Annotated in this window: 18 protein-coding genes; 3 read left to right on the top strand and 15 right to left on the bottom strand. The window is 71.1% G+C overall.

The window, feature by feature from the left end:
- Positions 1-11 precede the first annotated feature (11 nt).
- The 4 genes from ACFQV6_RS27670 to ACFQV6_RS27655 form a co-directional block, all read right to left on the bottom strand.
- Complete coding sequence (locus ACFQV6_RS27670; protein WP_378030524.1) at positions 12-626, bottom strand: TetR/AcrR family transcriptional regulator; 615 nt, start codon at positions 624-626, stop codon at positions 12-14.
- Positions 619-1,449, bottom strand: a complete 831-nt coding sequence (locus tag ACFQV6_RS27665) for an alpha/beta fold hydrolase (RefSeq protein ID WP_378030523.1) — start codon at positions 1,447-1,449, stop codon at positions 619-621. Before ACFQV6_RS27665 ends, ACFQV6_RS27670 begins: the two co-directional genes overlap by 8 nt.
- Before the next feature lie 162 nt (positions 1,450-1,611).
- Positions 1,612-2,583, bottom strand: coding sequence for an aldo/keto reductase (locus tag ACFQV6_RS27660; RefSeq protein ID WP_378030522.1), 972 nt, complete (start codon positions 2,581-2,583; stop codon positions 1,612-1,614).
- Positions 2,584-2,657: 74 nt separating this feature from the next.
- Positions 2,658-3,074 carry a hypothetical protein gene (locus ACFQV6_RS27655; protein WP_378030521.1) on the bottom strand — a complete coding sequence of 139 codons (417 nt, stop codon included), beginning with the start codon at positions 3,072-3,074 and terminating at the stop codon, positions 2,658-2,660.
- A 102-nt stretch (positions 3,075-3,176) separates the two neighbouring features.
- Here ACFQV6_RS27655 and ACFQV6_RS27650 point away from each other — a divergent pair, with 102 nt between their 5' ends.
- Positions 3,177-3,767, top strand: coding sequence for a hypothetical protein (locus ACFQV6_RS27650; protein WP_378030520.1), 591 nt, complete (start codon positions 3,177-3,179; stop codon positions 3,765-3,767).
- Between the two features lie 18 nt (positions 3,768-3,785).
- On the opposite strand, the gene ACFQV6_RS27645 is transcribed toward ACFQV6_RS27650, so the two are convergent.
- Positions 3,786-4,757, bottom strand: a complete 972-nt coding sequence (locus tag ACFQV6_RS27645) for a hypothetical protein (protein WP_378030519.1) — start codon at positions 4,755-4,757, stop codon at positions 3,786-3,788.
- Between the two features lie 54 nt (positions 4,758-4,811).
- Complete coding sequence (locus ACFQV6_RS27640) at positions 4,812-5,423, bottom strand: dihydrofolate reductase family protein (protein ID WP_378030518.1); 612 nt, start codon at positions 5,421-5,423, stop codon at positions 4,812-4,814.
- Positions 5,424-5,655: 232 nt separating this feature from the next.
- Here ACFQV6_RS27640 and ACFQV6_RS27635 point away from each other — a divergent pair, with 232 nt between their 5' ends.
- Entirely contained in the window at positions 5,656-6,522 is an 867-nt protein-coding gene (locus ACFQV6_RS27635; protein WP_378030517.1) for a LysR family transcriptional regulator, read from the top strand.
- Positions 6,523-6,743: 221 nt separating this feature from the next.
- Here ACFQV6_RS27635 and ACFQV6_RS27630 read toward each other — a convergent pair whose 3' ends face one another.
- A complete protein-coding gene (locus ACFQV6_RS27630; RefSeq protein ID WP_378030516.1) occupies positions 6,744-6,935 on the bottom strand; it encodes a hypothetical protein in 192 nt (63 codons plus the stop codon).
- Positions 6,936-7,036: 101 nt separating this feature from the next.
- The gene (locus ACFQV6_RS27625; protein WP_378030515.1) at positions 7,037-7,612 is read right to left on the bottom strand and encodes an NADPH-dependent F420 reductase; all 576 of its coding nucleotides are present in this window, start codon (positions 7,610-7,612) and stop codon (positions 7,037-7,039) included.
- 109 nt (positions 7,613-7,721) lie between these two features.
- Here ACFQV6_RS27625 and ACFQV6_RS27620 point away from each other — a divergent pair, with 109 nt between their 5' ends.
- The gene (locus ACFQV6_RS27620) at positions 7,722-8,219 is read left to right on the top strand and encodes a VOC family protein (protein WP_378030514.1); all 498 of its coding nucleotides are present in this window, start codon (positions 7,722-7,724) and stop codon (positions 8,217-8,219) included.
- Positions 8,220-8,376: 157 nt separating this feature from the next.
- Here the strand turns inward: ACFQV6_RS27620 and ACFQV6_RS27615 are convergent, their stop codons facing one another.
- The 7 genes from ACFQV6_RS27615 to ACFQV6_RS27585 form a co-directional block, all read right to left on the bottom strand.
- Positions 8,377-8,877 carry a MarR family winged helix-turn-helix transcriptional regulator gene (locus tag ACFQV6_RS27615; RefSeq protein ID WP_378030513.1) on the bottom strand — a complete coding sequence of 167 codons (501 nt, stop codon included), beginning with the start codon at positions 8,875-8,877 and terminating at the stop codon, positions 8,377-8,379.
- A gap of 144 nt (positions 8,878-9,021) precedes the next feature.
- Positions 9,022-9,804: a phytanoyl-CoA dioxygenase family protein gene (locus ACFQV6_RS27610; RefSeq protein WP_378030512.1), complete on the bottom strand. Its 783-nt coding sequence runs from the start codon at positions 9,802-9,804 to the stop codon at positions 9,022-9,024.
- 66 nt (positions 9,805-9,870) lie between these two features.
- Positions 9,871-11,625 carry a hypothetical protein gene (locus tag ACFQV6_RS27605; protein WP_378030511.1) on the bottom strand — a complete coding sequence of 585 codons (1,755 nt, stop codon included), beginning with the start codon at positions 11,623-11,625 and terminating at the stop codon, positions 9,871-9,873.
- A gap of 49 nt (positions 11,626-11,674) precedes the next feature.
- Positions 11,675-13,912, bottom strand: a complete 2,238-nt coding sequence (locus ACFQV6_RS27600) for an ATP-binding protein (RefSeq protein WP_378030510.1) — start codon at positions 13,910-13,912, stop codon at positions 11,675-11,677.
- On the bottom strand, positions 13,909-15,393 hold the full coding sequence (locus ACFQV6_RS27595; RefSeq protein WP_378030509.1) for a membrane dipeptidase: 1,485 nt from the start codon (positions 15,391-15,393) through the stop codon (positions 13,909-13,911). Before ACFQV6_RS27595 ends, ACFQV6_RS27600 begins: the two co-directional genes overlap by 4 nt.
- Positions 15,390-16,073 carry a response regulator gene (locus ACFQV6_RS27590; RefSeq protein WP_378030508.1) on the bottom strand — a complete coding sequence of 228 codons (684 nt, stop codon included), beginning with the start codon at positions 16,071-16,073 and terminating at the stop codon, positions 15,390-15,392. Before ACFQV6_RS27590 ends, ACFQV6_RS27595 begins: the two co-directional genes overlap by 4 nt.
- Entirely contained in the window at positions 16,063-18,222 is a 2,160-nt protein-coding gene (locus tag ACFQV6_RS27585) for a sensor histidine kinase (RefSeq protein WP_378030507.1), read from the bottom strand. The genes ACFQV6_RS27590 and ACFQV6_RS27585 overlap by 11 nt, the downstream gene beginning before the upstream one ends.
- Between the last annotated feature and the right edge of the window lie 196 nt (positions 18,223-18,418).

Raw genomic sequence — 18,418 nt, 5'->3', positions numbered from 1 at the left:
CGCGGTCGGGGTCAGTGTGTCAGTGGCTGATCGTCGTGCGGGTCGTCCGGCGGCACCGGGTGGTCGGCCCGCAGGCCGGCGATCAGGGTGTCGAGGAGGAAGGTGAAGCTGCGGTCCACGTCGCGGGGCAGTCCGAAGCCGCCGGCGCTCTCGATGGTGGCGAAGCCGTGCAGCGACGATCGCATGACGCGGGCGGCATCCACGCTGCGGGTGCCGCTCAGCCCGAAGCCGGCGAGGACTGCGTACATGATCTGTAAGCCCTCGTTGGCCACCAGCCGGTCCTGCTCGTCGTCGTCCTGATCGGAGGGTGCGCGGACGGTGGCGGCGTAGCGGCCCGGGTGATCGAGGGCCCAGCGGCGCCAGGTCGCGGCGTAGGCCCGCAGGGCGTCGGGACCGGACTTGCCGGCCGCGGCCCGGGCCAGGGCGTCACCGAGTTCGCGTTTGGCCTGCAGGGAGATGCCGCGCTGGAGGGCCTCCAGCGAGGCGACGTGTTTGTAGAGCGACGGCGTTTTCACGCCGACCCGCTCGGCGAGCAGGCCCATGGTGAGGCCCGCCAGGCCGACCTCATCGGCGAGTGCCGCCCCGGCCGCGACGACGGTGGCCGGGGCGAGGCCCGCTCTAGGCACGAGCGTTCGCCTGGAGGAAGGTCAGCATCAGGTTCGCCACCTCGTCAGGGTATTGCACGTGCGGGTAATGACCGGCTCCGGTGATCACCTCGAGCCGGGCCGCTCCGGCCGGGATGGCGGCCACGATCGCCTCGCCCTCGGCGCGCGGGTCGGCCCAGTCGGGGTCGAGCGATCCCTCGATGATCAGGGCCGGGCAGCGTACGTTGCCCAGCTGGGCGCCGGCGTCGGCGGGCGTGGACTTCATCATTGCCTGCAGCGCCTTCATGCGTCCCGGCTCGCGCAGCATGGCTTCGGTGGCGGCCAGGTCGGCGTCCCAGTCGGCGGGTTTGCGGCCCGGGTAGGCGAGGTCGAGGTACTTCTTCCACGACGACAGGCTGCCCATCATGGTGCCGGCCAGCCGCACTGCCCCCTTGCGGTAGCCGGCGTTGGTCAGGTCGCCCAGCTTGACCGCCTGCTTACGGGTGAACGGGGCCAGCTCGACGATGCCGGTGATCATCTCGGGAGCCTGTGCGGCGGCGATGGTGGCGGCACCCCCGGAGATCGAGTGACCGACAAGCACCGCCGGGCCGCCGAGGTGCCGGACCACCGCGAGCAGGTCGCCGGCGATGTCGGTGCGGGTGTAGGACGGCCACTGCGCGCTCGACTCGCCCGCACCGCGCAGGTCGACGGTGGCGACGCGGTAGCCGGCGGCCACCAGCCTCGGCGTGATGAAGCGGTACGCGTGGCGGCTGTTGCCCATGCCGGGGGCGAGCACCACCAGCGGACCGTGGCCGGTCACCTCGTAGGCGATCGTTCCGGCGCCGACGGTCAGGTATTCAGTCATCACTGTCTCCAGAGGGGTGGTCCATGCGGCTTAGCTAGCTGCAATAGCTTTAAGCTAGCAGCATTAGCTAATGCGGGCAAGGCCGGGGGATCGCGCGGCCGCGGGGCGCAGGGTCGCGTTGCCTGTGCGCCTGCCGGTTCCGCCGGCGCGGGTAGCGCGCGGTCAGTAGCCCGAAGGGAGGCGTGGTGTGTAGTGCTCCTCGAGGGCGGTGATCTCGTCGTCGGTCAGCTCCAGCTGGAGGGCAGCCGCCGCGTCGGTCAGGTGGTGGGGTTTGGTGGGGCCGACGATCGGGGCGTCGACGACCGGGTTGTGCAGGACCCAGGCGAGTGCGACCTGCGCCATCGGTACGCCTCGCGCCTCGGCGACCCGCCGGACCGCGTCCACGATGCCGCGGTTCTCCTCCACGGCGTAGCGAGCGTGCAGCGGATCGACCTCGGCGCGGCGGGTCGTCATGTCCTCCCACGGCCGGGCCAGCCGTCCCTTGGCGAGCGGGCTCCACAGCAGCGAGCCGACGCCCTGGTCGGCGAGCTGGCCGAACATCTCCCGCTCCTCCTCGCGCTGGAGCAGGTTGTACTGGTTCTGCATCGACACGAACCTGGTCCAGCCGCCGAGGTCGGCCGCGTGCTGCAGTTTCGCGAACTGCCACGCCCACATCGACGACGCCCCGATGTAGCGGACCTTGCCGGCGCGGATCACGTCGTGCAGCGCCTCCATGGTCTCCTCGACCGGGGCGTCGGGATCGAAGCGGTGGATCTGATAGAGGTCGACGTAGTCGGTGCCGAGCCGGGACAGCGAGGCGTCGATGTTCTCCAGGATCGCCTTGCGGGACAGCCCGGAGCCGCCCGGGCCCTGGTGCACCGGGAAGAACACCTTGGTGGCGAGCACGATCGAGTCGCGGTCGGCGTACTTGCGGATGGCCCGGCCGACGACCTCCTCCGAGGAGCCGAGGCTGTAGACGTTCGCGGTGTCCCAGAACGTGATCCCCAGCTCGACCGCCTGCCGGAAGATCGGCTCGGCCGCCTCGTCGTCGAGGGACCACTGATCGGCGCCGCGGCCCGCTTCGCCGAAGCTCATGCACCCGAGCGTGATCCGGCTGATCTTGAGTCCTGAGCTCCCCAGACGCGTGTAATCCATGGTCCCAATCTACGACCGCACCGGGCGACGCGGCGGAGGCCCGGCCACGGCCGTGCGAGGTCGCTGATCAGTCGTCAGCACATGAACTGCTTGATGGTCACGGTCATCACGTCACGGCTGCGCGGCATCGTGGCGACCCTGAGCTTCGTCGGGTAGTAGTTGCCGTCGGCGTCGAACAGGTACTTGAAGGGGACGCAGGTCGTGAAGGAGACCTTCGTCCTACCGTCGATGTCCACGTCGTTGGTGCGCGTGGTGACGTAGCGCTTGCCGATGTACACATCCACCATCAGGGCTACGGCGATATGCCGTTTACGAAGCTTGACCGTGCTCTGAATGGTCGCGTTGTCGCCGCACCTGGTGCCGTCGGTCTGCGTGGCGGTCATGCCGGCCAGGATGCTGTGCTTGGTCGCCGCTTGGGCGGGCGAAGCGATGGTCACCGCGGCGGGGAGAGCGGCGGAGAACAGGACGGCGGCGGCGAGGATCCTGCGCATTTTCGAGCTCCCTTTGTCGGCTGTACCCCCTGATTGCGGCAGAGCGGGATCCCGGTTGAGGAACCTGTCCGGCTGAGATTCGGGCCCGTTTTACCTTCATGGGTGCAGCGCCCTGCCGATGGTCCCCAGCGAGTTTTGGACCGACGGAAGGCCGGCCGTTTCATGAAGCGCGAGCTCGTGGGCATCACCGCTGCGGTGTGCCTGTCTCTGGTGGGTCTCACCGGCTGCACTTCCCAGGACGTCCAGGCGTCGCCGCCCGCGAGCACAGGTTCGGCCGATTCGGCAGCACCCGAACCGGTCCTGACGATCGAGGGGGCCGGGGAGGCGTACGCGAAGCTCAGCGCCGCTTCGAATGCCGCTCGGGAGAAATGGATGGCCGCCCCCAAGCCGACCAAGTCGAATCTGGCCAAGCACAAGAAGCTCGCTGCCGGTGCGGCCGACGCCACCGTCGCCTTCTCCGAAGGGCTCCGGAAGCACCACTGGCCCGCTGAGGTCCAGCCCATCGTCGGTGCCCTGGATGAACACCTCCAGGAGCGTGCGGCCGGATACCAGCGTGTCGCCGCGGCCGGCACCGTCGCCGAATATCTCGCGGCCGCGCGGGAGGTGCCGGTGACCAGTTCCCTGACGAGTCACCTGCGTGAGGCGCTCGGCTTACCGGAGTCTGCGGTGGTCAAGGGCGTGAGCCCGCGATAGTCACCCGGCCCGCCGGGATCAGGTGCGGTCGGCGAGTCCGACCGCTTGCCGGGCCTTGACCAGCTCGGCCTGCTCGCCGTCGTCGTCGTTGGCGAAGATGTTCCACGCCCACACTGCCGCCCGGGTCCCGCCGCGCTCCAGGTGGGGCCGGGCCCGGCCGGTCTGTCCCGCGTTCACGTAGTACGCACCGAACACCTGATGAGCCGCCTCGAACCACGGGTGGCCGGCATAGGCGTCGGTCGCCAGGATGCGCTCGGACGCCGCGTCCACCTGGCTGCGCGCGGTCCGGGACTTGAGGGCGGACTTGCTGATGATGCAGTAGGCGCGTTTCACCATGTTGCCGAACATCCAGCTGTCGCAGTAGACCTCGATCCAGGCCTTGGGAACCAGGGACCACAGCGGGTGACCGTCCGGCTGGCGGCCACTCTGCTCCTGGGTTAACCGCAGCATCTCGTCGGTGCTGCCGTACCACTTGCGGCACAGGACGGTCAGCCGCTGAAAATTGCCGGCGTACGAGTCCGGCGCGAGTGCGTGCAGCCGGTCCCACACTTCCGCAACCTCGGTGCGGCTGATCGGAGAGGCTTTGGCGACGCTCTGCAGGAGCGTCCAGGGCACCGGGTCGCCGGGCGCCAGCTCCGCGGCCCGCTGGAGCAGGAACCGTCCCTGCTGGGAGAACTGCCTCATGCCCCGGACCTGGTCGTCCGATGTGTACTGCATCCGGTTCGCGCCGCGCGCCGACCAGGCCGCGTAACACAGGGCCGCGCCCGCCAGCAGCCATCGGGGAGCGTCCTCATGGGCCGCGTACGCGTTGGCCTCCAGCATCCGGACATGTCGTTCGCCGACCTTGCCGAGCACGTCGGCGTAGAACTCGCGGCGGTTGGCGTCGGGCACAGCCTCACCGAGACAGGCGTAAGCGGGTTCGGGGCGGCCGGCGGCGAGGTGGTCGGCGGCATGCTGCAGTACCGGATCCGGCCACGGCGGGGTGATCATGGTGAAGGACCCTAATCCGGCGACCCCCGATCAGCAGCCCCGGAGACTCCTGGTTCAGCTCGCCACGCGGTACGTCAGGTGGGTGACCGCGGTGGCTGCCCGGGACTTGACCTGTTCGAGAGCCGAGGGCGGTACGCCGTCGAACAGCCGTGCGCCGCCGCCGAGGATGAGCGGGACGATGTGCAGCCGCAGTTCGTCGACCAGGCCGGCGGCGAGGTACTGGTTGATGGTGTCCGCGCCGCCCAGGATCGCGACGTCGCCGTCGCCGGCCGCCTCGCGCGCCCGGACCAGTGCCGCCTCGATGCCGTCGCTGACGAAGTGGTAGGTGGTGCCGCCGTCCATCGGCTGGGGCTCACGCTTGTGGTGGGTGAGCACGAACACCGGGCAGTGGAACACCGGGTCGTCACCCCACCAGCCGTTCCACTGGCGGTCCCACGCGCCGCGTACCGGGCCGAACATGTTCCGGCCCATGATCACCGCGCGGTAGGCGGCCATCTCCTCGACCTCGGCCCGGTTCTCCTCCGGATCGGCGAACATCCAGGCGTGCAACCGGTCCCCGAACCCGTCACCGCCGTCCGCGCCGAAGGGCCGTTCCTCGCTCTGGCCGGGCCCGGCCACGTAGCCGTCGGCCGAGACCGTGATGTTGCAGATCACCTTGCCGGTCATGGTGTTGTCCTCACATGTCTTCGCGTGACTGACTTCGGTTCGTGCCGCCGGCTGCATCGCCGCGCCACCGCCTGGGCGGTCGTTACCAGGGCCGCGCCGTGACGCCCCGCCCCCGCCGACGGGGTCGAGACGCTGGGGCGGGCCCTACTGGCCGCCGTCACCTGAGCATGTCGAGCATCTGACATGACGTCCAATGCCGAAATCGAGCGTATTGCATTAATAGAATTGATGAATGCTGAGCCTGATCCACCTCAAGGTCCTCGCCACGGTGGCCCGCCACGGATCCGTGACTCAGGCCGCGCGCGAGCTGCACTACTCGCAGCCGTCGGTGAGCCACCACCTGTCCCGGCTGGAGGCCGCCACCGGCGTCCGGCTCGTTCAGCGGGTCGGCCGCGGCATGCGGTTGACGCCCGAGGGACGGCTGCTGGCCGGCCGGGCCGCCGAAATTCTGGGCCGGCTCGACGCGGCGACGAACGAGCTCGCGGCCCAGGTCGGCCTGCAGTCCGGGCGGGTCCGGGTGGCTGCCAACGCCTCGGTGCTCAGCACGCTCGTGCCCGAGGCGGTGGCGACGCTGTCGCAGGCGCATCCGGGCATCGAGCTCAGCCTGGTCGAGCGGCATCCGAACGAGTCGTTGCAGATGCTGCGCCACGGGGAGATCGACGTCGCTCTCGTGTTCCGGCACGTCGACGCACCGTTGGAGGACCAGGAGTTCCGCCTCCTGCCGCTCGGCGAGGACCCGCTCTACCTCATCAGCCGGCAGCCCGGTGACTCCCTCGAGAACCACCGCGAGTCACCGTGGATCGGGGGCTGCGAGCGGTGCCAGGCGGAACTGTTCGCCGTGTGCCGGCGCGCCGGCTTCACTCCCCGGATCGGCTCGCTGAGTGACGACATGGTCGTCGTGCAGTCTCTGGTCGCCGCCGGCCTCGGCGTCACCACCCTGCCCGGCCTGGCCCTGCGGGCCCATCGCCGGTCCGGCGTTCACGCCACCGAGCTCGGCCTCCGCCGCCAGATCTGCGCCGCCACCTACGGTGAGCCACCCGACCCGCCGGCCGTCGCCGCCGTGCTGGCTGCCCTCACCGCCGCGGCGGAGGAAGGCTGAGGCCGGCGTGCCGGCTGCCCTGACCGCCGCGGCGGAGGCGGGCTGAGGCTGGCGTGCCGGCTGCCCTGACCGCCGCGGCGGAGGCGGGCTGAGGCTGGCGTGCCGGCTGCCCTCACTGCCGCGGCGGAGGAGGGCAGGCGGGACGCTTCGAGCGCCGCCGGAACCGCGAAGTGTCCGGGCCGGCACGACGGCCGGCCGGAATCAGGAGGTTGGCGAGGGCGTCACGACAGCCGGCGTAGTGCTTGGCCCCAGCCGAGATTGGTCGGTCGGAGTTTGACGAGACCGGCGTTGTCCGCGGTCAGGAAACGCCCCGACTCGGCGTGCAACAGCCCGTAGTCGGGGTTGCCACCGCGCCATTCGAAGAGGTCGTTGCCGGTGAGGGTGTGCGGTGACGCCACGAGGTTCTGCCCCACCGGCTGCAGGAAGCTGTCCGCACACCTTTCTCGTAGCTGTGCGCGTCGGATTTGAGAACGAAGAACTGCTGACTCCAGGCCGAGTGCTGTGCGCCGAGGTTTCAGGCGGCGATGCCGAAGCCGCCGGTCCAGCTGATCTTCTCGCCGGCGGCGAGGGTGATCTGGAGGAAGGCGAGGGCTTCGAGTTCGCGGGCGCGGGTCAGCGCGCCGGCGTCGATGGCGTTGAGGCCGGCGCCGGTGACCAGGCCGGCGATCTGGGTCTTGGCATCGGTGTCGTCGCCGGCGATGAGCACGGTGGTGGGGTTCGGGCCGACCGTGCCGCTGGTGAGAGTGGCGGCGAAGGTGGTGTTGAAGGCCTTGACGACGCGGGAGGCGGGCAGCGCGGCGGCGATCTCGGCGGCGGCGGAGCTGTCGGCGGGCACGGTGAGGGAGTCGAAGGTGGCGAAGTTCAGCGGGTTGGTGATGTCGACGACGACCTTGCCGGTGAACTGGCCGGCGCGCTCGGCGAGGACGGTGGCGACCGCGGGGTAGGGGACGGCGAGCACCACGATGTCGCCGGTGACGGGCTTGGCGGTGTCGTGGCTGTTGAACAGCTCGACGGTGTGGCCCGCCTTGGTGGCGAGGGTGGAGATGGCCTGGCCCATGTTGCCGGTACCGAGAATGCTGATGTGGCTCACGATGTGCTCCTCACGATTTGGTTGTTGCTACAACTATCGCACAGGAAATCAGTTGAAGCAACAACCATTTCCCTGGTATCGTTGACTCGTCAACTAAAGGAGGTCGATCATGGGTATCGGACCGGTACGGCTCAACCACGCGGTCCTGTTCGTCGCCGACCTGGAGCGTGCGGAGCACTTCTACACCGAGGTCATGGGCATGGTCGTCACCGTCCGTGAGCCGCGGGCGAGGGCGGCCTTCCTGCGCCTGCCTCGTTCCGGCAACCACCACGACCTGGGCCTGTTCGGCGTCGGCCCGGCCGCTCCGCCCAGGCAGCGCGGCGGCATCGGGCTCTACCACCTGGCCTGGCAGGTCGACACCATCAACGAACTGGAACAGGCTCGCAGGATCCTCGCGGAGGCGGGCGCACTCACCGGCGAGTCCAGCCACGGCGCGACCAAGAGCGTCTACGGGGCCGACCCGGACGGCAACGAGTTCGAGATCATGTGGATGCTGCCGCGTGAGCAGTGGGGCGAGTTCGAGAACACCGCCCCGGTCGACCGCCTCGACCTCGCCGCCGAGATCAGCCGCTGGTCCGGCGTCGCCACCGCCGGGACGATCGGGTGAACCCGGCTGTCGTCGCCACCGCGGGTTCGGCCAGCGGCGCGCCGCGACCTGGTCACCATGGGCTGGCGGCTCCCGCGCTGCGGGCGGTCGCCGGGTGGCTGGAGGAGCTGCTGGGAGTGCCGGCCGGGCTCCCCGATCAGAGCTGGAGAACAGCGGGTTACTCCGGCGGGCGGTCGTAGCGGTTGTAGGTGCCGCTCATCGCCGCGTCCGGGTCGAGGCGTTGCAGGATGGCGTCGGCGATGGTGGTGAGCTGGGCGATCTGCTCCGGCGTGAGTGCGTCGATGACGTGGTCGCGGACGGTGGCGGCGTGGCCCGGTGCGGTCTCGGTGACCTTCGTCCAGCCGGCCGGGGTGAGCCGGGCGTTCGTCGCTCGCCGGTCCTGCGGGCAGGGGAAGCGTTCGATGAGGCCGCGGGTCTCGAGCCGCTGCACGACGTGGGACAGCCGGGGCAGGGTGGCGTTGGTCTGGCGGGCCAGGTCGGTCATCCGCAGGGTGCGGCTCGGTGCTTCGGAGAGCATGGCCAGCACGAAGTAGTCGAACGAGGTGAGGCCGGCGTCGCGGCGCAGCTGGGAGTCGAGCGTGCCGGGCAGCAGCTCGACGAGGGCGACGAGGCGTACCCAGGCCGCGAGTTGCTGTTCGGTCAGCCAGGGCGCGTCCATGGTCATATCATTCCTCGCCGCCGTTGGTTGTAGCGACAACGCGCCCCCAACGACAGCCGGCTCGCACACAACCTCACCGTGCGCGCCTGCTGGTCCAGGCCTCCCGTCCATCAGGGTCCAGCGCGCGAAGACCGACCGAATGGATCACGTCGCGGACGGTTCCTGCCTGAGGCCGCGGCGGATCGCGATCTCCACGGGTGAGTACGCGCCGTCGGCCCGCTCCAGTTCGTAGGGCTCGGCCGGCATCAGCGGCGGCTGAGCCATGAAACGGGGCCGCACCCCATGGTGCGGCTGCGCCGCGTGCACCAGAAAGGGATGGCACAGGAAGACATCGCCCGGCGACCCGGTGGCGAGAGCGAGCGGCCGATGCTCCGACGCGACCACCAGGCCGGGCGCAAGGGTCAGCCCGCTCGCTCCGTCCTCGCCGTACTTTTCCAGCACCTTCGGCACGTCGAGGTGTGAGCCGACCCGGATCCTGGTCGGGGCGTCGTCCGCACCGACCTCGCTGAACAGGAACAGCATCAGCAGGGCCCGGTCCCGGGAACGCAGGTTGGTGAAGTACCAGCTCTCGCCGTCCGGCAGGTAGCTGCCCTCGATGTGCCAGCCCGCGTCGTCCGGCTCCTCCTCGTGGGGGAAGCGCAGCGGGAAGCTGCCCAGCGAGTAGCGCGGCTGCCAGCGTCCCGCGCCGACGAGCAGGTCGTACGCGTGGTGCAGGAACGGGGAGTTGGGTGCGGCGGCGAACGGCCCCTGCGCCATGCCGGCCACCCAGTGCACGGGCTTGGTCCACGTCGCTGGGTCGTCGGGGTCGCAGCCCGTCTCGCGCCACAGCAGCCGCGCGCAGTCCGCGGCCACCCGCGGCGCGACCGCGCCCTCCAGCTTCACGAAGCCGTCGCGCAGGAAGCGGGATACCAGGGTCGTGTCATCCATGCGCCCATCGTGGGCGACATCGGTTCGGGCCACCCGACAGTTGCTGCGCTGCTTCTATCGGGGAGGTTACGGTTCCAGGCCGCGGGCCGCGCAGTACGCGTTGTCGAAGGTGCCCGGATTGCCGTCGCCGATGACCTCGGCGAGGCGTTTGCGCCAGAGTCCCAGCCGGGGATAGCCGGCGGCGACGGCGGCGGCATCGATCGTGTTGCGCTGGCCCCAGTGGATCGTCGCGCCGCGCCGTAGTGCCGCGGCCTGCAGGGCGTGCAGGATCTCGGTGTTGCCCTCGACCCCCTTGAGCAGGGCGATCTCGATGGAGGCGGTGGGGTCGCCCTGCTGCATGGCGAGCAGTGCCGAGGACCGTCGCGTGAAGCGCAGCGAGACGTATCCCGCGACGGTGCGGCCGGCCTTGGCGGAGCGGACGAAGGCGGGGAACACGTCCTGTTCGAGGAAGTCGGCGTGTGCACCGGTGGCGGCGTCGAAGAACACCTCCATCGGATCGGCCCGGTAACAATCGCCGCCGGTCTCGGAGAGGTCCATCAGTTCGTATCCCACGTCGCTCTGTGTCACCGACGGGCGGAACCGGTTGAACACCGTCTCGATGGCCCGGCGTACCAGGGCGGAGCGGCCGAGCCGGTTCGCCAGGTTGCAGGCGCGGGCGACGAGATCACCCAGCGATCCCCTCGCGAAGATCAGCAGCCCGAGCAGTCCGAGCAGGATCAGGCCCTCCAGGCTGACCAGGATCGGGCCGATGACCGGTATCAGCCAGGACACCGCCATGGCCAGGACGGTCACGGCGATCAGCACCAGGACGACGGGTGTGATGGTGGAGTGCCGGCAGAGCAGCCCGAAGAAGTCCGGCCCGTGGGGGCCGGTGCCCTTCTCGGGTACGGGGATCGTCCGGCGTGTCGTCAGGTGGCAGGTGTGCCGGCCGTGCCGATCCGCGTACGGAACAAGAAGCGCCTCCAGGAACCGAGTGTCCTGGAATGCCCCGAACGGCGGCCGCAGGCCGGCGGCTTCGTCCTCCCACGTCGACGCCCGGGTGGTCTGTTCCATCCCGAACTGTTCGACGACGCGCACGACGTAGGCGTAGACGATGCCCATCCGGCCGGCGGAGACCAGGACCGCGTCGAACAGCTCGGTGCAGGCGCGGTACTCGACGCCGGGCAGCAGCCTGCGGACGTGGCCCGGGTCGGTGATCGCGGTGTCCCGCTCGATCCACCACTGTTGCCCGCCGGTCCCGATGAGGTGGACGGCCACGATCATGTCGGCCATCGGCGGCAGGTCGTGGTCGCCGCCGTGGACGCCGGTGGAGATCGCCCCGGCGAGCGTCTGACCGGCGGCGCCGCCCATGGTCGGCAGGGCCCAGCGTTTGTTCGCGCCGGGCCACGGGCCGGTGATCGCGTCCACCGGCATGCGCGCCCACTCGCGGTCGGCCTTGGGCAGGTCCCGGCGGTCGAGGCGCAGGTTGAGGTCGTGGATCGTGATGCCGGCCTCGACGTGGTAGTAGCTGTGGACGGGTTCCGCCCCGTCCTGGTCCAGCAGTTCCTGGCGGGCCCGGGCGGTGAGCGCGGCGGGGATCACGTCGTAGAGGGTGGCGCGCAGGTCGTGGGTCTCGACGAACCAGTCCGGGCTCACCGCGATGTCCGAGAACGACCAGTGGCTGCCGCTGGCGCGGACGCGTTGCGGCGGCTGCTGGCGTTCGGCGTCACCGATGATCGCGATCAGATCTTCCCGGGTGCCGGGGTAGTAGCGTCGTTCGGGTCGCTCGACTATCACGTCGCCGGCCCAGTTGCTCCAGCGTCGCCGATCCCACCTGACCATGGCAGTCGTCTCCCCTCGGCCGAAACCTCGTGACCTCGTGCTCGGACCTTCACGGTGGCTCGGCCGCCGCGCGGGCGGAAGGGACCTGTGTCCCAGAACCTGGTCCCAGGGTTGCGTGGGAGCCGGACTCGGCGTCGATCGGCAGCACGACGAAGACGCGGGTTCCGCCGCCGGGTTGCGGTCCGGCGGACCATCGCCCGCCGAGTTCCTCGGCGCGCTCCTGCATGGACAGGAAGCCGCCGCCGGGCCGCAGCGGCTCGGGCAGTCCGCGGCCGTCGTCGACGATCTCGACGGACAGGTGGTCGCCGCGGGTCAGCCGGACGTGACAGTGCCGGGCGTGGCCGTGCCGGGCGGCGTTGTGCACCGCCTCCACAGCGATCCAGTACGCGGCGACCTCCACCGCCGGTGGCAGGCCGGCCAGGTCGCCGGCGACTGTTGTCGTCACGTCGATGCGGCCGGCGGCGCGTTCCCGGACGGCGCCGGCGAGGCCGAGCTCGTCGAGTGCGGTCGGCCGCTGGTCGTTGACCAGGGCGTGTGCCTCGGTGCCGAGTTCGCGCAGCCTGCCGATGAGTGTTCGCAGTGTCGCGTCGGCGGCTGCGGGGTCGGCGTACGCCTGCGCCCGGGCGATCTCCATCTGCATGGCGTTGGCGGCCAGCGTCGGGCCGAGGCCGTCGTGCAGCCGGTGGTGCAGCCGGCGGCGTTCCTCCTCGCGGGCCAGCACCAGCTGCTCGCGGGACGCCTGCAGCCGGGTGCCGAGCAGGACCGCCGACGCGGTGCCGCTGATCTGCCGCATCAGGGTGTCCAGCAGTTGCTGGTCGGCGCGGCCGATCGGCTCGCGGCCCGGTCCCATCTCGAGGACGAGCCGGCCCAGCACCTCGTGTCCCTGTGCCAGCTCCCAGGTGGTCGCGTTGCCGAGCGGGTGCCCGGAGGAGGCTTCGATCTCGCCCAGGTGGATGGCGGCGTACCGCAGTCGCAGCGTCTGCGTGAGGGTCTCCACGACCTGCTGCAGCACCTGGTGCGGTGCGGCCGCGGCGTCGATGGTGCCGAGCCTGGCCAGCACCTCGTAGGGGTCGTCGCGGTCGCCGTACACCAGGCGCCCGACCTGGCGGTGGATGAAGCGGCGCAGCGGCTGGGCGGTGAGTGCGACGACACCGCTGGCGACGAGCGCGGCCAGGCCCGGCTGCCGGCCGACGATCGAGCTCAGCGCCCAGGTCGTGGTCAGGAAGATCGCCAGGACGCTGGCGGTGAGGCCGCCGTAGAGCAGCGACCGGCGCACGATCAGCTCGAGATCGAACCAGCGATATCGCAGGACGGCCGCGCCGATGGCCAGCGCCCACGGCAGGAACAGCACGGGTATGAGGTGCTCCGGCGGGACGGGCAGCCCGAGGGCGTTGGGGATCGTCCACACCGCGACGAAGGCGGTCACCGCGCCGTAGAAGGGGATGAGGACCCAGCGGGTGCGCCGTCGTGAGTCGGTGGGCATGGAGCGGTAGGCGAGGATCGTCAGGACGACACCGGCGGCCGGGAGCAGCGTGCTGCCGGCCAGCGACACCTGGGCCAGGCGGCCCACCACTTCCGGGGTGCCGGCGGCGAGGGGCAGGGCCACCGTCAGGTAGGCGGCGTGCAGCAGCAGGGGGGTGGCGTACAGGGCGGTGACCAGGCGCCGGCCGGGGCGCAGGGTCGAGCCGGGCAGGATCAGCGCGAAGTGCAGGGTCGCACCCCAGACCATGGCGAGCGCGATCTCGCCGAGGATCTGCAGCGCGGTGGGCCCGGTCGTGGCGAGCGCCATCGGGTCGGCACCGAGCAGCCAGGCCGTCGTACCGCAACAGGTGAGTGCGGCGATGATCAACAGGACCTGCGCGGCCGGGTCGCGGGGGCGGTGGGCGAAGACGAACAGGGCCATCGCGAGCAGCGCGATCAGGAACAGCACCGTCGCCAGGTTGCGGGTGGCGACACCTCGAAGAGAAAAATCATGCAATGCAATGGGTACGGAGATAGTGCGCCCATCGCGCCGGACATGGTAGATGTGCACCTCCCCCGAGCGGGCCGGCGCCGACCGCCAGGCCGCGGGCAGTGGCCGTCCATCGATCCCGATCACCACGTCCCGGGCGCGCAGGGCGGTGCCGTCCTCGAAGACGAACCCGATGATCATCTTGTCCTGCCGCCACGGCGCGTTCGACAGCTGCACCACGCTGCCGTCCGACGGCGTGGTCGCCCGCTCCGCGATCAGCGCGCAGGTGAGCAGGATCAGCAGAGCGGCGAGCGCGGCGACGGTCCTGGCTCTCATCGGGCCTCGACGGCCCGCTCCCAGGCGCGGACATAGCCGAGCGCCGAGTCGAGCATCGGCCGGGCGTCCTCCTCGGACAGGCCGTGCCGCAGCAGCAGCGAGACGAAGTCCGGAAGCATGCCCACGTGCGCCACGCCGTCGGCGTTGATGTCGAACTCGCGGGAGCCGAGCCGGCCGCGGTCGAGGGCGGCGCCGGTCACCGGTGAGGTGAACGGATAGTCCAGTGGCACCTCGCCGGGACGCGGGCGGGGCATCCCGGCGAAGCCGTTGAGGTCGGTGCCGAACGGGATCGGCGCGTCCGGCAGCAGTTCTCGCACCCGGCGGTACGCGGTCAGGAAGGTCGCCGCGGTGCCCCTGAGGCCGCCGGGTGCCGCGACCGACAACTGCCGCAGCTTGGGCGCCACAACGCCGCCTTGCCGGCCGATCGCCGTGACCTCGGCGTCGGTCAGCAGGAACTCGCTGCGCTCGCCGCGCCCGGCGAGGCTGAGCAGCTCGGCGTGACCCGCCACGACCGGGTAGCCGGCCGCGCCGGTCAGGCGCAGCACGTCCGCCCGCGATCGGGCACCCATGTGGTCGACTTCGATGACCATGCCGCGCTCCATGAGCAGCCGGATGAGGGTCTCACCGAGCGGCGTGAGCCCGTCGGCGTTGCAGTGGCCGCCGCGGTAGTCGTAGCCGTCGGCCGTACGCGCGACGGTGGTCATCCGGTAGACCGGCAGCGACAGCGGCGGGTTGGCCTTCGACACCGGGCCGCTGTTACGTGACCAGTGCAGGCTCGTGGCGAGGGCGGTGCCGCCGTACGCGCAGTTCTTCAGATGGATCGGGAAGACGTGCCGTACCCCCATGGCGTGGTAGCGGTCGACCTGTGCCTCCAGCTCCCCGGCGGTGGAGTGCGGCCCGATGACGTCGCCGAACAGGCCGTCGACCTCGATGCTGAGCATCACGGCGAGTTTGCCCTCGCCAATGGTCCGGCGCGCCTGCTCCGGTGTGTAGACGATCCGGTACCAGCCGCGGCCCGGCCCGCCGGCCTCGGCGTCGATCATCGCCTCGAACTGTTTGGCGGCCCGCAGTTGCAGGTCGGCAGCTGCCATGTCGTGGTAGTGGGCACCGCGGGTGAGCCGTCCCAGCAGCTCGTTGTTGACCGCCGGCATGACGAGCAGCCGCAGGCCGCCGTCGACGGCCCGTTTCAGGGCGGACCGCGGCACCGCCTGGTGGGTGAGGTCGTGCCAGCGCGGCCACGCCGGGAAGTCCGGCGCGCCGTCCGTCCGGTGGCCCAGCAGGGAGGTGATCGACCCGGTCCGCAGCAGGATCCTGCTGAGGTTGCCGGGCAGGTCGAACAGGCCGTGCGGGCCGTGCTCGGGCCGGCAGGAACCCAGCTCCGCGTCGGCGGCCGCCGCGGAGCCCCACAGCACCCGGCCGCCGAAGGCGAACCTGGCGAACTGGTGGTTGTGCGTGTCGGCGAAGCCGCTGACCGGGCTCATCGCGGGCCCCGGGCGGTCTCGGTGGCGCCGCCCAGGCCCGCTTCCCGGGCGCGGACGATCGCTTCGGCGCGGTCCGCGACGTGCAGCTTGGCGAAGACGTTGGAGATGTGGTTGCGCACGGTCTTGGGGCTCAGCCGCAGGTGGTGGGCCAGGTAGGCGTTGTTGCGGCCCTGCGCGATGAGGTCCAGGATCTCGCGTTCGCGCGTGGTGAGCACCGGGAACGCCTCCGGTGCCCGGCTCAGCCGGTCGGAGGTGGTGAAGAAGGCGGAGATCCGCGTCGCGATGGCGGGGCTGGTGATGAACTCGCCCTGGGCCACCGCCTGCACGGCGCGGGCGAGCTCGGCGGATCCGGACTCCTTGAGCAGGTAGCCCCGGGCGCCGGCGCGGATGGCGGCCCAGACCGCGTCACTGTCGGCGACCATGGTGAACACCAGCACCGCGATGCCCGGGTGGTCCCGCGCGATCGTCCGGGTGGCCTCCACACCGCCGGCACCGGGCATGCGCAGGTCCATCATCACCACGTCCGGCTGCTCCCGCGCCGCCACCCGGATCGCGTCGTCGCTGGTGTCGACCTCGCCGATGACGCGGATGCCGTCCACCATCTCGAGCAGGGCCCGGACGCCGGCGCGGACGGTGGGGTGGTCGTCGGCCACGAGGACCCGGATCGGTTCAGTCGCCATCGCTGTACGTCCCTTCGCGGATCGGCAGCCGCGCGCGTACCGCGGTCGCCGTGGTGGTGGTCGTGCCGCCCAGCTCGCCGGCCCATCGCGTCGCGTCGGTCAGCCGCGGTCCGGTGTCGAATCCGTCGTTGTTGCGCACCTCGACGTACAGATCGCCGCGCCGTGCCAGAACGGCGCGTGACCGGGACGCCGGGCTCTCGCACCGGGCGTGCCGGGCGGCTTCGACGGTGATCCAGAACGCGGCCACCTCGACCGCGGCCGGCAGCGGGCCCAGCCCGTTCTCGGTCACGACGTCGAAGTCCGGTGTCGCCGTGCCGGAGTCCTCGCGCAGGCGCCGCACCCGTTCGCGGATGGCGTCGACCAGGCCCAGCTGGTCCAGCGCCGGTGGGCGCATGTCGGCCACCAGCGCGCGGATGTCCCGGACCAGGGTGCGGGTGCTCACGATCGTGTCGTCCAGCAGGGCGGCGGCCCGTGCGGGGTCCGTGGCGATCAGGGCGCGCGCCTTGCGCAGGTCGGCGATGTGGGTCACCAGCGCCGCCTCGAGGCCGTGGCGAAGAGCGTGTGCGATGCGCCTGCGCTCCTCCTCGCGGGCCAGGACGAGGCGGTGGCGCGACTCGCGCAGGTCGGCGTTGAGCAGCACGACAGCGGCGATGTTGCCGATGTGCCGGGTCAGGGCGTCGAGGAGCCGGCGGTCGGCCGGGCCGAACGGTTCCTGGGCGGGGCCGACGTCGAGCAGCAGGAGGCCGACCGGCACAAGGCCCCGGCGCAGCGGGATGGTGCGGGGTGGCCCGCTCGGCGTACCCCAGCTCGCCCGCACGGCGGTCCGGCCGGTGCCGGTGTACAGCTCGATCTCCACGTGGGCGAGCCGCAGCGCCCGGGCCAGGGACCGGGCCACCTCGGCCAGCGCGTCCTGCGGCTCCACCGCGACGTCGACCCGGCTGAGCCGGGTGACCAGGCTGTACGGGTTGTCGCGTTCGCCGTAGATCAGCCCGCCGACGCGGGCCTGCAGCCAGTCCCGGATCGGCTGGACGGCGAACGCGACCAAGCAGGTGGCCAGGACCGCGGCGAGACCCTGCCCGGCGCCGACCAGGTGGCCGAAGACCAGGCCCGCGGACAGGTAGATGGCCAGCACACAGGCGGTCAGTGCGCCGTAGACCAGGGATCGCCGCAGGATGATCTCGATGTCGAACAGGCGGTACCGCAGGATCGCCGCGGCGAGCGCGATCACCGGCGGCAGCAGGGCGGTCGGCAGGAGGGTCACCTGCAGGACCGGGTCGCCGGACAGCATCGGCACGGCCCACAGCGACAGCAGGAGCACTGCGGAGGCGAGGAAGCTGATCAGCACCCACCGCAACCGCCGCCGCGCGGTGAGGTCGCGGGTCGTCAGATAGCCCAGCAGCATCAGGCAGGCGGCGACCGCGGGCATGACGACGCTGGGAACGAGGGAGACCTGCGCGAGCCGTCCCAGCACTTCGAGCCGGCCCTCGGCCCGCGGCAGCACGACCGCCAGGTACAGGCCGTGCAACGCGAACGGCAGGGCGTACAGGGTGGCGATCATGCCGGTGCGCACCCGCAGGGCCGAGCCGGGCATCACCACGGCGAAGTGCGCCGCGGCGCCCCAGGCCAGCGCCAGCGCGGTCTCACCGAGTACGGTGCTCAGCCGCGGCCCGCCGGTGGCCAGCCGCAGCGCGGTGTCGCCCAGCAGCCATGTGGTGGTGCCGAAGCCGAACAGTGAGGCGGCGAGCAGCAGTGTCCGGGCGGCCGGATCCGCGGGGCGGTGCGCGAAGACGAACCAGCCGACCAGGAGCAGGAGCACCACGGTCAGCAGCGGGCTCCACAGGAGGCGGGCGAGCGTGGCCCAGGAGACGGTCCCCTCCTGGACGGCGACGTCGCGGCGCACCCCGTCGTGGACCACCGCATACACGTACGGGCCACCGGGCGGGCCGGTGACCGCCACGACCTCGTCCCCGGCGCGCAGATCGTTGCAGGCGCACAGCTGGAGGCCGACCGGGATCCGCTGCTGCTGCCAGACCGCATTGGACACCTGCACGACGGTGCCGTCGGAAACGGGGGACAGCCGCGTCCAGGCCGACCATCCCAGCAGCAGGATGAGGACCACACTTGTCGCCGCGGTGAGACGGTGAGCCATCTGTGCTCTCGCTCGGATCCGGGAGGGGCGTTCGCTCGACGACACCAGCGTGCTCCCCGGCGCCCGGCTGTGTCACTCCATTTGTTGGTTTTGAGCGTGAGTAGCGGTCCCGTTCAGCCGGGAGTTTGGGTCCCGGCATCGGCCCGCAGGTTTCGCGGACCACGGCCGCGTCCTGATCTGGCTGATGGGAGTGCGT

The organism is Actinoplanes sp. GCM10030250, assembly GCF_042666575.1.
Taxonomy (GTDB): domain Bacteria; phylum Actinomycetota; class Actinomycetes; order Mycobacteriales; family Micromonosporaceae; genus Actinoplanes.
The sequence above is the reverse complement of the archived record's forward strand: the minus strand, read 5'-3'. Positions and strand labels throughout refer to the sequence as shown.

Excerpts from the sequence above, each read along its gene's own strand:
- ACFQV6_RS27665 (WP_378030523.1), bottom strand. The coding sequence starts at position 1,449 with ATGACTGAATACCTGACCGTCGGCGCCGGAACGATCGCCTACGAGGTG.
- ACFQV6_RS27660 (WP_378030522.1), bottom strand. The coding sequence starts at position 2,583 with ATGGATTACACGCGTCTGGGGAGCTCAGGACTCAAGATCAGCCGGATC.
- ACFQV6_RS27655 (WP_378030521.1), bottom strand. The coding sequence starts at position 3,074 with ATGCGCAGGATCCTCGCCGCCGCCGTCCTGTTCTCCGCCGCTCTCCCC.
- ACFQV6_RS27645 (WP_378030519.1), bottom strand. The coding sequence starts at position 4,757 with ATGATCACCCCGCCGTGGCCGGATCCGGTACTGCAGCATGCCGCCGAC.
- ACFQV6_RS27640 (WP_378030518.1), bottom strand. The coding sequence starts at position 5,423 with ATGACCGGCAAGGTGATCTGCAACATCACGGTCTCGGCCGACGGCTAC.
- ACFQV6_RS27635 (WP_378030517.1), top strand. The coding sequence starts at position 5,656 with ATGCTGAGCCTGATCCACCTCAAGGTCCTCGCCACGGTGGCCCGCCAC.
- ACFQV6_RS27620 (WP_378030514.1), top strand. The coding sequence starts at position 7,722 with ATGGGTATCGGACCGGTACGGCTCAACCACGCGGTCCTGTTCGTCGCC.
- ACFQV6_RS27615 (WP_378030513.1), bottom strand. The coding sequence starts at position 8,877 with ATGGACGCGCCCTGGCTGACCGAACAGCAACTCGCGGCCTGGGTACGC.
- ACFQV6_RS27610 (WP_378030512.1), bottom strand. The coding sequence starts at position 9,804 with ATGGATGACACGACCCTGGTATCCCGCTTCCTGCGCGACGGCTTCGTG.
- ACFQV6_RS27605 (WP_378030511.1), bottom strand. The coding sequence starts at position 11,625 with ATGGTCAGGTGGGATCGGCGACGCTGGAGCAACTGGGCCGGCGACGTG.
- ACFQV6_RS27600 (WP_378030510.1), bottom strand. The coding sequence starts at position 13,912 with ATGAGAGCCAGGACCGTCGCCGCGCTCGCCGCTCTGCTGATCCTGCTC.
- ACFQV6_RS27595 (WP_378030509.1), bottom strand. The coding sequence starts at position 15,393 with ATGAGCCCGGTCAGCGGCTTCGCCGACACGCACAACCACCAGTTCGCC.
- ACFQV6_RS27590 (WP_378030508.1), bottom strand. The coding sequence starts at position 16,073 with ATGGCGACTGAACCGATCCGGGTCCTCGTGGCCGACGACCACCCCACC.
- ACFQV6_RS27585 (WP_378030507.1), bottom strand. The coding sequence starts at position 18,222 with ATGGCTCACCGTCTCACCGCGGCGACAAGTGTGGTCCTCATCCTGCTG.